The organism is Microbacterium dextranolyticum (assembly GCF_016907295.1).
GTDB lineage: Bacteria > Actinomycetota > Actinomycetes > Actinomycetales > Microbacteriaceae > Microbacterium > Microbacterium dextranolyticum.
The window spans coordinates 919014-934593 of the sequence record NZ_JAFBBR010000001.1 but is presented as its reverse complement, the minus strand read 5'-3'; the positions used below and the strand labels follow the sequence as shown (position 1 = coordinate 934593).

The 15580-nt window shown below is 69.7% G+C and carries 13 protein-coding genes and 1 tRNA gene; 5 read left to right on the top strand and 9 right to left on the bottom strand.

All coding sequences use genetic code 11. The features are described 5' to 3' along the window. Positions 1–3 precede the first annotated feature (3 nt). Positions 4–228, top strand: a complete 225-nt coding sequence (locus tag JOE64_RS04115) for a hypothetical protein (RefSeq protein ID WP_204963082.1) — start codon at positions 4–6, stop codon at positions 226–228. On the opposite strand, the gene JOE64_RS04110 is transcribed toward JOE64_RS04115, so the two are convergent. The 5 genes from JOE64_RS04110 to JOE64_RS04090 form a co-directional block, all read right to left on the bottom strand. Further along, positions 219–851: a DUF2510 domain-containing protein gene (locus JOE64_RS04110; RefSeq protein ID WP_204963081.1), complete on the bottom strand. Its 633-nt coding sequence runs from the start codon at positions 849–851 to the stop codon at positions 219–221. The two genes, JOE64_RS04115 and JOE64_RS04110, sit on opposite strands and share 10 nt — an antisense overlap. Then, positions 848–1429 carry an isochorismatase family protein gene (locus tag JOE64_RS04105; RefSeq protein ID WP_204963080.1) on the bottom strand — a complete coding sequence of 194 codons (582 nt, stop codon included), beginning with the start codon at positions 1427–1429 and terminating at the stop codon, positions 848–850. Before JOE64_RS04105 ends, JOE64_RS04110 begins: the two co-directional genes overlap by 4 nt. Further along, complete coding sequence (locus JOE64_RS04100; RefSeq protein ID WP_204963079.1) at positions 1426–3669, bottom strand: MMPL family transporter; 2244 nt, start codon at positions 3667–3669, stop codon at positions 1426–1428. The genes JOE64_RS04105 and JOE64_RS04100 overlap by 4 nt, the downstream gene beginning before the upstream one ends. Positions 3670–3735: 66 nt before the next feature. Continuing rightward, positions 3736–4143, bottom strand: a complete 408-nt coding sequence (locus JOE64_RS04095) for a hypothetical protein (RefSeq protein WP_204963078.1) — start codon at positions 4141–4143, stop codon at positions 3736–3738. 103 nt (positions 4144–4246) lie between these two features. Beyond that, positions 4247–4319, bottom strand: a tRNA-Thr gene (locus tag JOE64_RS04090). A 222-nt stretch (positions 4320–4541) separates the two neighbouring features. On the opposite strand from JOE64_RS04090, the gene JOE64_RS04085 reads away from it, so the two are divergent. The 3 genes from JOE64_RS04085 to JOE64_RS04075 all read left to right on the top strand — a co-directional run bounded on the left by JOE64_RS04085 (position 4542) and on the right by JOE64_RS04075 (position 7198). Then, the gene (locus JOE64_RS04085) at positions 4542–5441 is read left to right on the top strand and encodes a MetQ/NlpA family ABC transporter substrate-binding protein (protein WP_204963077.1); all 900 of its coding nucleotides are present in this window, start codon (positions 4542–4544) and stop codon (positions 5439–5441) included. A gap of 67 nt (positions 5442–5508) precedes the next feature. Then, positions 5509–6546 carry a methionine ABC transporter ATP-binding protein gene (locus JOE64_RS04080; protein ID WP_204963076.1) on the top strand — a complete coding sequence of 346 codons (1038 nt, stop codon included), beginning with the start codon at positions 5509–5511 and terminating at the stop codon, positions 6544–6546. Next, positions 6539–7198: a methionine ABC transporter permease gene (locus JOE64_RS04075; protein WP_204963075.1), complete on the top strand. Its 660-nt coding sequence runs from the start codon at positions 6539–6541 to the stop codon at positions 7196–7198. The genes JOE64_RS04080 and JOE64_RS04075 overlap by 8 nt, the downstream gene beginning before the upstream one ends. A 100-nt stretch (positions 7199–7298) precedes the next feature. On the opposite strand, the gene JOE64_RS04070 is transcribed toward JOE64_RS04075, so the two are convergent. The 4 genes from JOE64_RS04070 to topA all read right to left on the bottom strand — a co-directional run bounded on the left by JOE64_RS04070 (position 7299) and on the right by topA (position 13419). After that, a complete protein-coding gene (locus tag JOE64_RS04070) occupies positions 7299–8804 on the bottom strand; it encodes an alpha/beta hydrolase (protein WP_204964955.1) in 1506 nt (501 codons plus the stop codon). 53 nt (positions 8805–8857) lie between these two features. Beyond that, positions 8858–10036 carry a DNA polymerase III subunit delta' gene (locus tag JOE64_RS04065; protein ID WP_204963074.1) on the bottom strand — a complete coding sequence of 393 codons (1179 nt, stop codon included), beginning with the start codon at positions 10034–10036 and terminating at the stop codon, positions 8858–8860. A 63-nt stretch (positions 10037–10099) separates the two neighbouring features. Continuing rightward, complete coding sequence (gene tmk / locus JOE64_RS04060; RefSeq protein WP_204963073.1) at positions 10100–10756, bottom strand: dTMP kinase; 657 nt, start codon at positions 10754–10756, stop codon at positions 10100–10102. Positions 10757–10767: 11 nt separating this feature from the next. Further along, on the bottom strand, positions 10768–13419 hold the full coding sequence (gene topA, locus JOE64_RS04055; protein WP_239531922.1) for a type I DNA topoisomerase: 2652 nt from the start codon (positions 13417–13419) through the stop codon (positions 10768–10770). A 270-nt stretch (positions 13420–13689) separates the two neighbouring features. Between topA and JOE64_RS04050 the strand changes: the two genes are divergently transcribed. After that, the gene (locus tag JOE64_RS04050) at positions 13690–15570 is read left to right on the top strand and encodes a ParB-like protein (protein ID WP_204963071.1); all 1881 of its coding nucleotides are present in this window, start codon (positions 13690–13692) and stop codon (positions 15568–15570) included. Positions 15571–15580 lie beyond the last annotated feature (10 nt).

Sequence of the window (15580 nt, the reverse complement as noted above, 5' to 3'; positions counted from 1 at the left end):
CTCATGACCTCACTCGACAGCCTCACCGACCGGCATCCACTCGCCCCCTCTCACGAGCGAGACCACGAGCACGCCTGGAGCACCCGCTCGCGCCACGCGACCTCGGAGGGGTGGGTCCTCTACGTCCACTGTGACGCCTGCGGCGCGTGGCGGGTGGATGCCGGACGCGACGCCCTCCTGCCACCCGTCGCAGCGAGCAGCGTCGTGGCGCGGCCCGGTCAGGAGTAGATGCTCATCATGTGCGCCATCATCGCCTCGAACGCCGAGACCATCCACACGGTGACGATGACGCAGCTGAGCACGGTGGCGCCGATCCACACCCACAGCGGCGCCCAGCCGCCCGATTCGGTGCGTCGCTTCAGCACGACGGTGCGACCGATCACGTAGACCGCGGCGCCCCCGCCGAGCAGGGCGAAGAACGACCAGGCCCACGAGAACGGCAGCGGAACGCCGCGGCGACGGAGCTCCCTCCAGTCAAGCCAGGAGAACAGGATGAACACACCCATCCACAGCCAGCTCAGCCCCGAGATGAGCAGCATCCGCACCTGCCACTGCACGATGCCGGACACGAATGCCCCGGAGTTGTGCGTGGCGCTCGGCAGCATGATCGTGTTCATGTAGCCGTTCCAGTCGATGAAGAAGAGTCCCCCGAGCGGCAGCACGGATGCCACGATCGCCAGCCAGATCCAGACGGTGTTCGTGTCGACCCGCACTGGAGCGGGCGCCACCCATCCCCCGGATGCGACCGGCGCTGTCGCCTGCGGCGCGTGAACCGTCCACTGCGCACCGTCCCACCAGCGGACCGCGCCGCCGCTCTGCGGGTCGGGGTACCACCCCGCCGGCGCGCTCACGCGGCACCCGCCAGCTCGGCGCCGGCGTGGGCGAGTTCGGCGAGCGCACGCTCCGACGAGGCGGGCGCGACGCCCGCGACGAGATCCGTGAGAACCCGCACGCGGATGCCGTGGGCCACGGCATCCAGTGCCGACGCGCGCACGCAGTAGTCGGTCGCGATGCCCGTGACGTCGACCTCGGTGACACCGTGCGCCGCGAGGATGTCGGCCACCCGCTCGCCGGCCTCGGTCGTCCCCTCGAACAGCGAGTACGCGGGAACGCCCTGCCCCTTCCGCACATGGTGGGTCACGGCATCCGTCCGAAGACCCGGGTCGTAGTCGGCACCGTGCGTGCCGGCGACGCAGTGCACCGGCCAGGTGTCGACGAAGTCGGGGGCACCGTCGAGGACGATGTGGCCGCCGTTGTCGGAATCCGGATCGTGCCAATCGCGCGAGGCGACGATCACGTCGTACTCCCCCGCATGCACGGCGAGGTGCGCGGTGATGCCGGCTGCGATCGCGTCACCCCCGTCGACGCCGAGCGCGCCGCCCTCGGTGAAGTCGTTCTGCACGTCCACGATGAAAAGTGCCCTGGTCATACCCCGAGGTTACGCCGCGACTCCCCCTCCGACACAGGGTTTGCGCGTTCGGCGCGCGCCAGCCGCGACGGCCACCAGATGACGCGGCCGAGGTCGTATGCCGCCGCCGGCACCAGCAGAGAGCGCACGACGAACGTGTCGAGAAGCACCCCGAACGCGACGATGAAGGCGAGCTGAGCGAGGAACAGGATCGGGATCACCCCGAGGGCGGCGAACGTCGCGGCCAGCACGAGCCCTGCCGAGGTGATCACCCCACCTGTCGCGACGAGACCGCGGAGGATGCCGGCGCGCGTTCCGTGGCGCAGCGACTCTTCCCGCACGCGCGACATCAGGAAGATGTTGTAGTCGACGCCCAGCGCCACGAGGAAGACGAACCCGTACAGCGGCACCGCCGGATCGGCCCCGGGGAAGGCGAAGACGCCGTTGAAGACGACGGCGCTCACCCCCAGCGCGGCACCGAACGACAGGATGACGCTGAGGATCAGCAGCACCGGCGCGATCACAGCGCGCAGCAGCAGCATGAGGATCAGCAGGATCACGCCGAGGATCACCGGGATGATCACCGTGCGGTCGCGGATCGAGGTGTCGTTCGTGTCGAGGTCGATCGCCGTCGGACCGCCGACGAGGGCCACCCCGTCGCCCAGCTGCGACGCGAACTCCGCCCGCAGGGATCGCACCGTGTTCTCGGCGGCGAGCGAATCCGCCTGATCCGAGAGGGTCGCCACGAGCAGCACGTCGCCGTTCACGACGGTGGGTTCGGGGGCGGCACCGCCGGGCGCGCCGGCCGCGCGGTACACGAGCAGGCCGCTCTCGACCGAGACGGCGGCCTGTCCCGAGGGAGACCCCGCGGCGGTCGCCGCGACCGAGGCGATGCCGGCGGCATCCTGCAGCACGGTGACGGCGGACGCGACCCGGTCCTGGGGAACGATGACGTACGCGGGACTGCCCGAGCCGGCGGCGAAATGCTGGCCCAGCACGTCCTGACCGTCGCGCGCCTCGGAGGCACCGAGCACCAGGTCGCTCTGCGGCACGCCGTCGGCTTTCAGCTGGAGGATTCCCGCGGATGCCACGAGCAGCACGATCGTCGTGATGATCCACACCGGGCGCGAGCGCCGGGCGATGAGGCGGGCCTGCCGCGCCCACAGCCCGCGAACAGGCCGGTTCGGATCGGTGACGAGCGCCTCGGCGGCATCGCCCGGGTCACCGACGACACCCGGCTTCGGCACGAACGGCCAGAACGCAGCGCGACCGACGAGGGCGAGGAGCGCGGGCAGGAACGTGAGCGCCGACAGGACGGCGAAGACGATGCCGATCGAGGCGATGGGACCGAGGGCGCGGTTGGTCGCGAGGTCGCTGAGCAGCAGACACAGCAGCCCCGCGATGACCGTGCCGCCCGAGGCGAGGATCGGCTCGAACGCGCCGCGCCAGGCTTTCTTCGTGGCATCCCATCGGGGTCTTCCCTGCCCCACCGCCTCGCGGAAGCGCGCGACGTAGAGCAGGGCGTAGTCGGTCGCGGCGCCGATCACGAGGATGAACAGGATGCCCTGCACCTGACCGTTCAGCACGAACACTCCCGCCTTGGCGAGCCACCACACGGTGAGCAGCGCCACGCAGAGCGCGAAGGTGGAGGTCAGCAGCACCAGCACCGGCAGCAGCGGCGAGCGGTAGACGATCACGAGGATGACGAACACGGCGCCGAGCGCGACGGCGAGCAGCAGCCCGTCGATGCCGAGGAACCCCTTCACGAGGTCGGCGGTGAAGCCCGCGGGCCCGGTGACCCATGCGTGCAGCCCGTCGGCGAGGTGATCCGTGACCGCAGCACGCACCTCGGCGACGGTGTCGGCGACGTCGCCGCTCGTCGAGATCGGGACGAACAGCTGCACCGCTTCGCCGTCTTCCGAAGGGATCGCGGGCGAGAGCTCGCCGACACCCGGCACGACGCCGATCGCGGTGGCGAGCTCGCCGATGTCGGCGCGCTGCGCATCCGTCAGCGCCCCGTCGCCGGTCACGACCACGACGGCGGGCAGGGTGTCGCCGCCGGTGAACTCGGTCAGCCGCTCCTGCACCTTCGTGGCTTCGGCGGACGACGGAAGGAAGCTCGACTGGTCGTTCGTGGCGACCTCGTCGATCTTGCCGAAGTACGGGCCGCCGATCGACCCGCCGACGAGCCAGATGAGAACGAGCAGCACGGGGATGCCGATGCGCAGCCAGCGCGTGGGGGTGTCGACACGAGAAGTCATGTCGCTAGCTTATCTAGTTATATGCCCGTCATGGAAGCCATGTTCGGCCCGACCTTCGCCGCGGGCTCAGCCTCGCGCGAAGTACAGCACCCACCCGGCGATCAGACACAGCGCACCGAGAGCCAGCATGCCCCCGGCCGACAGCACGAGCATCCGCAGCCCGGCGGACCGCCGGTGCAGGCGCATGCGCCCTGTCCATCCGTGTCGATACCAGATGAGCGCCGTCTCGCGCCCCTCCAGAGTCGCGGCGTCGGCCGGACTCGCGACCGCGCTGTTGGCATCACCGTCCGCATCGAACCAGCGCACGTACGTCCGACCCTCGTCACGATCGACGACGGCATCCGCCGGCAGCCACGAACCGTCCGCCGCCCATGCGATCACCGCGACGACGCCGAGCGCCAACGCCCCGCCGAGCCCCACCCAGGTGAACACCTCGATGAGGGCATCGACGACGGCGGGCGAAGAGGCGGACATGGCGGCGCCAGTCTATCCAGGCGCCCGCTGAACACTCCCGGCGGCGAGGTGCCACCACGACAGAAACGAAGAAGGGCCCCGTCCGGGACCCTTCTTCTTACCGAGCCGCCCAAGGGAATCGAACCCTTGACCTTTTCATTACGAGTGAAATGCTCTGCCGACTGAGCTAGGGCGGCGTGCGACGCGAGCGCCATGCACGATGAATGATCCTACAGGGTCGACGGGGATGCCGCGAACCACGCACGTCTCGTCCGTCCGCGTCGCCGTGTTACACCCTCGATTCGGACCGAGCGCCCCTCCCCCGTAGCGTCGAGGAGGCACCGCGATGAGGCGAGCGCGGGTCGCCGGAGGAATCCGCTTCTGCGCTGTGCGGTGCCCACACAACCAAGGAGCATCACATGTCGAAGAAGAAGACCCTGGCTGCGCTCGCGCTGGCCGTCCCCCTCGCCCTGCTGTTCAGCGCCTGCGCGTCAGGCACCACGAACCCGTCCTCGAGCGACGGGGCCGCATCGGGCACCGTCCGCATCGGCGTCGTCGGCGCCGGAGACCCCTACTGGGAGACGTACACGAAGGCCGCCGCCGCGGCGGGCATCACCGTCGACATCGTGAACTTCGACTCGTACGACCAGCCGAACCCCGCTCTGTCGGCGGGCGAGCTCGACCTGAACCAGTTCCAGCACATCATCTACCTGGCCACCTACAACGTCGCCGCGAACGATGACCTGCAGCCCATCGGCGCTACCGCCATCTACCCGCTCGGCCTGTACTCCACGAAGTACAAGACCGCCGCCGACATCCCGTCGGGCGAGACGGTCGCCGTCCCCAACGACGAGTCCAACCAGGCGCGTGCACTGCTCGTCCTGCAGTCGGCCGGCCTCATCTCGCTGAAGGACGGCGGCTCGATCTTCTCCACCGTCGCCGACATCGAGCCGAGCTCGAAGGTCAAGGTCCAGGCCGTCGCCGCCGACTTCACCGCCTCGTCGCTGCCCGACTACGCCGGCGCCGTCGTCAACAACGACTTCGTGGCCAAGTCCGGCCTCACCGACGATCAGCGCCTCGCCCAGGACGACCCGACCTCCGCCTCGGCGTTCCCCTACGTCAACATCTTCGCCGCGAAGAAGAAGGACGCCGACAACCCGACGTACAAGAAGCTCGTCGACATCTACCAGCAGACCAAGGACGTGCAGGACGGCGTGCTGAAGGCATCCGGCGGCAGCGCCGTGCTCGTCACGACGCCCGTCTCCGATCTCGTCGCCTCGCTCACCAAGACCGAGGACGAGATCCGCGCTCACAAGTGAGCATCCGCGGATGCGGCCCGTTCCACGGAGCGGGCCGCATCCGCGCGTCAGCGAAGGAACACATGCCATGACCCTCATCCGCCTCAGCGGCGTGACGAAAGCCTTCCCCGCGCCCTCGAAGGGCGCTCCGCCCGTCGTGGCCGTGGACGACGTCACACTCGAGATCGCCGCGGGCGAGATCTGCGGCATCATCGGCTACTCCGGCGCCGGCAAGTCGACGGTGCTGCGCCTCGTGAACGCCCTCGAGACGCCCACGTCGGGGTCGGTCGAGATCGACGGACGCGACATCACACGCTTCGGCGAGCACGAGCTGCGGCGCCTGCGCAGTGACATCGGCATGATCTTCCAGCAGTTCAACCTGTTCGACTCGCGCACCGTGGCCGGCAACGTCGCCTACCCCCTCGAAGTCGCCGGTCGTCCCCGCGCCGAGATCCGCGCACGGGTCACCGAGCTGCTCGAGTTCGTCGGCCTCGCCGGCAAGGCGCGCAGCTATCCCGAACAGCTCTCGGGCGGCCAGAAGCAGCGCGTCGGCATCGCACGCGCGCTCGCCACGAGCCCGCGCATCCTGCTGGCCGACGAGGCGACGAGCGCCCTCGATCCCGACACGACGCAGGAGGTCCTCGCCCTGCTGCAGCGCGTGAACGCCGAGCTCGGCATCACGATCCTCGTCATCACGCACGAGATGGACGTCGTCCGCACCCTCGCCGACCGTGTCGTCGTGATGGAGCACGGACGCATCATCGAAGAGGGCAGCGTCTTCGACATCCTCTCCGCACCGCAGCAGCCCGCGACCGCCCGCTTCGTGTCGAGCATCATCGACGACGTCCCCTCGGGGGACGATCTCGCCGTACTCCGCGAACGCCACCCCGGCCGCATCGTCACCCTCGACATGCGCGAAGGCACCTCCGCCCAGGCCGACGTCTTCGCGGCCCTCGCGGCCCACGGTGTGCGCGTCGAAGTCATCCACGGGGGCATCAACGACGTTCGCGGGCGCGTCTTCGGACACCTGACCCTCGCCGTCACGGGCGACGCGGATGCCGTCGCGCGTGCCATCGCCGCCGCCTCAGCCATGGCATCCCTGACCGAGGAGGACACCCGTGGATAGGCTCATCCAACTTCTCCCCGTGATGTGGGAGGCGACGATCGAGACGCTCGTCGTCGCCTCGGGAGCGCTCGTTCTCGGCGGCATCGGCGGACTGGTCCTCGGGATGGCGCTCTACGCGACGCGCGCCGGAAGCCTCTTCCCGAATCGCGTCGTGTTCGGCGTCCTCAACGTCGTCGTCAACACGTTCCGCCCCATCCCCTTCATCATCCTGCTGCTCGCGCTGCAGCCGATCGCCCGCGGCATCGGCGTTCCCGGCACCGGCGTGCCGTTCGCGATCTTCGCGATCACGATCGCGTCTCTGTTCGCGATCAGCCGCATCGTGGAGCAGAACCTGCTGACCGTGCGCCCGGGGATCATCGAGGCGGCGCGGGCCGCGGGTGCCAGCCGTTCGCGCATCCTCTTCCGACTGATCCCACGAGAGGCCCTCGGTCCCCTCGTCCTCGGCTACACGTTCGTCGTCGTCGCCCTCGTCGACATGACGGCGATCGCCGGCGCCGTCTCGGCCGGAGGCCTGGGCGAGTTCGCGATCAACTACGGCTCCAAGCAGTTCAACCCGTGGGTGACCTGGTCGGCCGTGCTCGTGATCGTGATCATCGTGCAGGCGGTCCAGTTCGTCGGGAACACGCTGGCGCGCCGGGTCCTGCGCCGCTGACCGCGACTCGACTCGACGTCCGGGCGACGCACGCGGCGGTTCCCCGGCCGGCCCCACCGCGCTCCCGGCGGGGCGATCGAGCCCAGCCGTCCGAGACCGATCATTCGGAGCAGGTCAACCCGTTCTGCGGCACGGTGCCGTCCAGCAGATAGTCCTCCACCGCGGCGTCGACGCATGAGTTGCCCTTGTTGTACCCCGTGTGCCCCTCGCCTTCGCGAGTGACGAGGACGCCCGAAGACAACTGCTGCGCCAGCGATACCGACCATGCGTAGGGCGTGGCGGGGTCGTTCGTCGTACCGACCACGACGATCGGCGCCGCCCCGTCGGCCGTGATGCGCTCGCGCACGCCCGTGGGCGGGTAGGGCCACGTCTCGCACGGGTCGACGCCGTCCCAGTACGGCGCGATCGTCGGAGCTTTCTGCGCGATCAGCGCGGTCGCAGCATCTTTGTCGGCCTGCGACGTGTCGACCGGGTAGTCCATGCAGTTGTAGGCACGGAAGGCCTCGGTGGAGTTGTCGCTGTACATGCCGGCGCCGTCGCGCGCGTAGTAGAAATCGGTGAGTCGGAATGCGGTGTCGGCCTTTCCGGACAGCGCGTCGGACAGCGCGCTCGTGAGGAAGCTCCAGCTGTCCTGCGAATAGAGCGCGGCGACGATCGCCGTCATGAGCGAATCGGCACCCAGCAGCCGCCCGTCGGATGCCTTCAGGGGCCGGGCATCCACGTTCGCGAGCAGCGTTGCGAGGCCTGCCATCGCCTGATCGGTCGTACCGGAGAACGGGCAGCTCGATCCCGCCAGGCAGTCCGCCATGTAGGCACGCAGGGCCGACTCGAAACCGATCGCCTGAGTGGTGCCGACGTCGAGACCCGACACCGACGGGTCGATCGCACCGTCGAGCACGAGCCGACCGACCCGCTCGGGGAACAGCTTCGCGTACGTCGCGCCGAGGAAGGTGCCGTACGAGTAGCCGAGGTAGTTGAGCTTCGCATCACCCAGAACGGCGCGCAGCAGATCCATGTCGCGCGCGGCGTTGTCGGTCGTGATGTACGGGAGGATGCCTCCGGAGTTCGCGTCGCACGCGGCGGCGAACGCCTTGTTGCGCCCCGTGAGCTCGGTGCGCCAGGCATCCGTGCCGCGCATCGATCTCGGGATGTCGAACAGATAGGAGTCCATCTGCGCGCCGTCGAAGCAGCGCACCGCCGTCGAACGCCCGACGCCGCGCGGGTCGAACCCGATGACGTCGTAGGCGTCGGAGAGCGCCGAGCCGACGGCGTACGACGCCGACTTCGCGATGAGGTCGTAGCCGCTCGCGCCCGGGCCGCCCGGGTTCGTCAGCAGCGACCCGATCGCGTCGCCGTTCGTCGCGGCACGGCGGATCACGGCGAGATCGATCGTGCCTACGCTCGGGTCGTTCCAGTCCAGCGGAGCGGTCACCGTGGTGCAGTCGAAGCTGCCCGACCCCACGCCCGAGCACGGCGACCAATCCAGTTGCTGCCCGTAGAGGTCCTCGAACCCGGCCGGCGCTCCGTCGACGTCCGGCTCGCGGCTCGCGGCCGGAGAGGCCGCCGATTCCGGCGGGATGGCGGCGTAGAGGCATCCGGAGAGCATCGTCGCCGTCACGGCGAGCGCCGCGACGGCCGTCAGGGTGCGTCGGAGAGCGTTCACGGGGTCCTTCCGCTCGCGACCGTCACCATCAGACTCTCGAGAGCGAGCGCCGGCGCGGCATTGCCTTCGAGGTTGGTGCGGGTCGCCGAGATCTGATCGAGCACGACGAGGGTGCGCTGGGGCGTCCACGCGGCGGCGAGGGCCGCGATCTCGGTCGCGAGCTCGCGGTTGATGAGGTCGTCGCCCTGTCCGAACTGCAGCATGAGGGTGTCGCGGAACATCGACTCGAGATCGGTCAGAATGCGATCCAGGCCGTCGCGCAGGCTGCGCGTCGCGCGCCGCTTCTGGTCGTCGTCGAGCGCGCTCAGCTGTCCGCGCACCGCGGGGGGCACGGCGGCGCCGGGAGCGATGCCGAGTGTGCGCCGCAGCGACTCGCGCTCCGCCTCGTCGCGCTCCGCCGTCAGCGCTTTCGCATCGTCGGTGGCGAGCTGCACGATGCGTGCCGCCGTCTCGACCGCGGTACCGACGCCGCGGACCGCGAGCACGGCGCGCAGCGTCTCTTCCCGTCGCGCTCGCGCGTCGGCGTCGGTCGCCAGACGCACCGCCATGCCGATGTGACGCTGCGAGAGGCGCGCGGCCTGCTCGGCGGTCGCCTCGTCGACGCCGGTGCGAGCCACGATCAGCCGGGCGACGTCGGGCACGTCCGGCTCGTGCAGGCGCAGGGTGCGCACGCGCGAACGGATCGTCGGCAGCAGGTCGGCCTCACTGGGGGCGCAGAGGATCCACACGGTTCGCTCCGGTGGCTCTTCGAGAGCCTTCAGGAGCACGTTGGAGGTGCGCTCGACCATACGGTCGGCATCTTCCATCACGATGACGCGGTAGCGACCCAGCGACGGCGAGAAGTAGGAGCGCTCGACCAGCGATCGGGCGTCCTTGATCGAGATGATGACGCCCTCGGTGCGCAGCGCCGTGAGGTCGGGATGCGTGCCGGCGAGCACCTGCCGCATCGCCGCCTCGTCGCCCGGCTCGGCGATGAGGGCCGCCGCGAAGGCGGATGCCAGGGTGGACCGGCCCGAGCCCGCGGGCCCTGTGATGAGCCAGGCATGGGCCAGCTGCGCAGGATCGCTCGCGGCGGCCTCGAGCTGGGCCAGCGCGTCGTCCTGGCCCCAGACCTCGCCCCACGGAAGCGCCGCCCGGGAGTTCTCCCCGGCGGCGACCGGAGCGTCCGCAATCATGTCCCCCAGCCTACGTGCCCGCACCGACACCTCCCTCTCCCCCGGACGCGAACGGCGCGCGGATCAGGAGAGGTGCGAGAGGACCCGGCTGCGGATCGCGGCGGCGAGTTCGTCGGCGGGAAGCGCGGCGTCCAGCACCAGGTAGCGGGCGGGCTCGGCGTCGGCAAGATGCAGGAACGCCGCGCGCACGCGCTCGTGGAACTCGCTCTTCTCGGCCTCGAGCCGGTCGAACGGCTTGTCCGCGGCATCGAGCCGGGCACGAGCGGATGCCGGGTCGAGGTCGAGCAGCACGGTGACATCCGGCAGCGCACCCTCCGCGGCCCACAGGGACAGATCGCGGATCTCGCCGGCATCCAGCACCCGCCCCGCCCCCTGGTACGCAACCGACGAGTCGAGGTAGCGATCCTGGATGACGACGTCGCCCCGCTCGAGCGCGGGACGCACGAAGGTCGCCACGTGGTGGGCGCGATCCGCCGCGTACAGCAGCGCCTCGGCGCGTGGGGCGACCTCGCCGCGGTGGTGCAGCACGATGTCGCGGATCAGGACCCCGACCTCGGTCCCGCCCGGCTCGCGCGTGCGCACGACCGAGCGCCCCTGCTCGCGCAGCCACGTCTCGAGCAGAGTCGCCTGGGTGGTCTTGCCCGTGCCGTCGCCGCCCTCGAAGGTGACCCAGAGGCCACCCGCCGGCGCGGCATCCGGGGTCGGTGCCGCGTCCGGCACGCCGGCCGCGGTCACTTCTTGGCGGCGGGCTTGCGGGCGGTCGTGGAGGTGCGACGCGTCGTGCGCTTGGGGGCCGGGCCCTTGGCACGCTTGTCCGCCAGCATCTGCACGGCGATCTCGAACGTGATGTCGTCGGCGGTCTGGCCGCGCGGGATCGTCACGTTCGTCGTGCCGTCGGTGACGTAGGCCCCGAAGCGGCCGTCCTTGATGCGGATCGGCTTGCCGCTGACGGGGTCGGCCTCGAATTCCTTGAGCGAGGTCGCGGCGCGGTTCGCGTACTTCGGCTGCGCGTAGATCTCGAGCGCCTGATCGAGCGTGATGTCGAAGATCTGATCTTCGCTCGAGAGCGACCGCGAGTCGGTGCCCTTCTTCAGGTAGGGGCCGTACGGGCCGTTCTGTGCGGTGATCGGCGTCTCGGTCTCGGGGTCGACTCCCACCGTGCGCGGCAGCGAGAACAGCTTCAGCGCCGTGTCGAGGTCGATCGTCTCGGGAGACATGCTCTTGAACAGCGACGCACGGCGCGGCTTGGGAGCTTCGACCTTCTTCTTGGCGACGCGCTTCTTCGGCGCCCCCTCGACCGGTTCGGGGGCGGGCTCGGGCTCCGGCTCGGGCGGCAGCACCTCTTCGAGGTAGGGACCGAACCGCCCGTCCTTCACGACGATGTCTCGCCCGGTCTCGGGGTTCTGCCCCAGCACGCGATCGCCCGCGACGGGAGCGTCGATGAGCTCGCGCGCCTTATCGGGCGTCAGCTCATCGGGCGCGAGCTCGCGCGGCACGTTGACGATGCGGGTCGTTCCGTCCTCGTTCGGCACGTCGAGGTACGGGCCGTAACGACCGAAGCGGAGCGTGGCGACGTCGCCGATGCGGGTCGCGTTGATCTCACGCGCGTCGATCTCGCCGAGGTTGTCGAGGATGTTCCGCAGTCCGACGTGGCCGTCGGAGCCGAAGTAGAACTCCTGCAGCCATTCGACACGCTGCTGCTCGCCGCGCGCGATGGCATCGAGGTCGTCCTCGAGGGCAGCCGTGAAGTCGTAGTCGACGAGGTCGGCGAAGTGCTCCTCGAGAAGACGCACCACGCTGAAGGCGAGCCAGCTCGGCACGAGCGCCTGACCGCGCTTCGTGACGTACTCGCGGTTGATGATGACGTCGATGATGCTCGCGAAGGTCGAGGGGCGCCCGATGCCCTTCTCTTCGAGCGCTTTGACGAGCGAGGCCTCGGTGTACCGGGGCTTGGGGCTCGTCGCGTGCCCCTTGGGCTCGATGTCGTGGAGGTTCAGCACATCGCCGACCGCGAGCGCGGGGAGCGATTGATCGTCGGCCTTGTGATCGTCGGTGCGCTTCTCGTCGCGGCCCTCTTCATACGCCTCGAGGAAGCCCTTGAACGTGTACACCGTGCCCGACGCGGTGAACGCCGCCACGCGCCCCGCGGCGTCGGCCTCGAGCGTGACCGTGGTGGTCTCGTACTTGGCATCCGACATCTGCGAGGCGACGGTGCGCTTCCAGATGAGGTCGTACAGACGCTGTTCGTCGCGGTCGAGCTCGGATGCCACCGACGACGGCGTCCGGAAGGTGTCACCCGACGGGCGGATCGCTTCGTGCGCCTCCTGCGCGTTCTTGCTGTTGTTGCGGTAGCTGCGGGGGTTCGCCGGCACGGCGCGATCGCCGTAGAGCGCGACGGCCTGCGTGCGCGCCGCAGTGACGGCCTGCGTCGACAGCGCCGTCGAGTCGGTGCGCATATAGGTGATGAAGCCCTTCTCGTAGAGCCGCTGCGCGACGCCCATGGCGTGCTTGGCGCTCATCGAGAGCTTGCGTCCCGCCTCCTGCTGGAGGGTCGAGGTCGTGAACGGGGGCTTGGGGCTGCGGGTACCGGGCTTCGCTTCGACCGAGACGACGGATGCCGTGGCCGCGGCCTCGAGGGCGGCGACCAGCTCGCGGGCCTGCGCCTCGGTGAGCACGACGACGGCCTTCTTGAGCTGACCGGCGTCGTCGAAGTCGGTGCCGCGCGCCAGCGGCGCACCGTCGAGGCGCGCGAGGCGTGTGCTGAAGCCGTCCGCGGCGGCACGCCCCGTGGGCGAGGCGAGCGCCTCGACGTCCCAGTAGCCGGCGGAGACGAACGCGATGCGCTCGCGCTCGCGGTCGACGACGAGGCGGGTGGCGGCGGACTGCACACGGCCGGCGGACGTGCCCTGCCCGACCTTGCGGCGGGTCACGTCCGAGACATCCCAGCCGTAGAGCCGGTCGAGGATGCGCCGGGTCTCCTGCGCATCGACCAGGGCGAGGTCGAGCTCGCGCGTGTTGTCGACGGCGGCGCGGATGGCATCCTTCGTGATCTCGTGGAAGACCATGCGCTTGACGGGCACCTTGGGCTTCAGCGCCTCGAGCAGGTGCCAGGCGATCGCCTCGCCTTCGCGGTCTTCATCGGTGGCGAGCAGGAGCTCGTCGGCGCCCTTCAGCGCGCGCTTGAGCTCGGCCACCGTCTTCTTGCCGCGCTCGCTCTCCACGTAGAGAGGAGTGAAGCCGTTCTCGATGTCGATGGAGTACTTGCCCACCGAGGTCTTCTTCAGCTCGGCGGGGATGTCCTTCTTGTCGGCGAGGTCGCGGATGTGCCCGACCGAGCTCAGAACCTCGTACCCGTCGCCCAGGTATCCCTGGATCGAGCGCATCTTCGTGGGCGACTCGACGATCACGAGCTTCTTGCCCGCAGGAGTCTTCACAGCAGCCACGTGGCGTCCTTTCTTCGTTGCACACCATACACACGTGTCACAGGGGAGGAGCCTGTGAGGTGCCGTCGGTTCGCTCTGGGCATCTCGTCGGCCGCGTGTCGCGGCGGCACTCACGCCCGTTCATTCCGCGTTCACCGGGAAGCCACCTGCTGGAACGCGCGCGATCCGACAATCGACACCGACCTGCCTCTACCCGTGCTTGGAGACACCGTGCCCCTCCCTCGTTCGCCGCGCGCCCTCGCGTCCGCCCTCATCGGCATCCTCGCGGTCGGGGCCTCCGTGGCCCTCGCCGCCCCGGCATCCGCCGCGTCCACTCCCACCGACGTGAAAGATCCGAGCTGCGTCTCGGGTGACGCACGCGCCCTGTGCGCCCCGGTCGACTCGCTGCTCGACGTGCGGATCGGCGACGTGCACCCGACGCAGCCGTCGCTCGGCTACGACGAGGTCTATTACAAGCTCGGGCGCTACGACACGCAACTGTCGAAAGACGCGAACAACAAGAAGTTCGACGACTGGTGCGAGGCCAACGGTCAGGGCGGCGTCGCCGCCGTGTCGAAGACCACCACACCGACGCTGCTCACTCCCTCGACCTTCACCTGCACGGTGCCGGTCGGGTCGGAGACCGCCGCGACCATCGAACCGATGAAAACCGTGGTGATCGGACCGAAGGGCGTGCTGTACCTCACCGACGGCCACCACACCCTCACCTCGTTCTTCGAAGACAGCGGTCCCGACGTGCACGTGCGCCTGCGTGTGCTCGGGAACCTCTCGGGTCTTTCCGACGGCGACTTCTGGGCAGCGATGACCGCGCAGAAGTGGACGTGGCTGCGCGACGTCGACGGCAACCCGATCACGCCGGCTCAGCTGCCGACCAGCGTGGGCCTGAAGAACTTCCAGGACGACCGCTACCGCAGCATCCTCTACTTCGCCCGCGACATCGGCTACACCGCCGACGGCGACGTGCCCTTCCAGGAGTTCTACTGGGGTTCGTGGCTGCGCACCCGCGCAGACATTCCGGTGCTGCGCTGGAACCAGAACGACCAGGATGCCTCGGTCGCTCTCGTCAAGCAGATCTCCGAAGCCCAGGTCGCGCTCGGAAAGAGCACCGTGGTCGACACTCAGTCGGGCTACACCGCCGGCGACCTGAGCGTGCTGACGGCCTGGAACGACGGCAAGAAGGCCGACAAGGGCGAGTGGGCGAAGCTCATCAAGCCGTACTCCGACAGCAAGCCCGGCAAGCTCGCCTACATGACGCAGTACCGCACGACGCACGGTCTGCCGACCACCATCGCACCGGCGACACCGGCGGCTCCGACGGCGGCACAGATCGGGTCGGCTCCGACCGGAGGTGCGGTGACCGTCACCTGGACCGCGCCCGAGTCGGGCGGTTCGGCCCTGACGGGCTACACGGTCTCGCTCGGCAGCGGGATCGTCGCGAAGGTGGCGAGCACGGAGACGTCGTACACGTTCTTCGACGTCGCTCCCGGCGACTACGCCGCCACCGTCGTGGCGCGGAACTCCGTCGGGGTCTCGGCGGTCTCGCCGTCCACCGCGGTCACCGTGAACGACCCCGCACAGCACGCAGGCACCGTCACGATCACGGGCGATCTGCACCCAGGCGCCACCGTCACCCTCACCGCGAAGGGCCTCGCCCCGTCGACCACCGGCTTCGCCCTCGAGATCCACTCGACACCGACCGTCGTCGGCACTGCCGCGACCGACGGCTCGGGTGCGTTCTCGGCGACGGTGACACTGCCGAAGAACCTCTCGATCGAGGCGCACACGGCGGTCGTGACCTTCAACGGCACGACGGTCGCGAGCGTCGGCTTCACCCCGACGCCGGCGAGCGACTCGGGCGCGGGCACGGGCTCCACCGGCGCCGGAGCGGGCAACACCGGCGGATCCGGCGCGAACGCCGGCAGCGCTGACTCGTCCACGGCAAGCACGACGACGAGCGGACGCGCACTCGCCTCCACGGGGTCGGATGCGACCGTTCCCGCAGGAATCGGGCTCGCCGCGCTCGCCCTCACCCTCGCCGGCGCAGCCAGCGTGCTGGTCGCGCGCCGCCGTCGCGCCACCGCACGACGCTGATCACCCGACG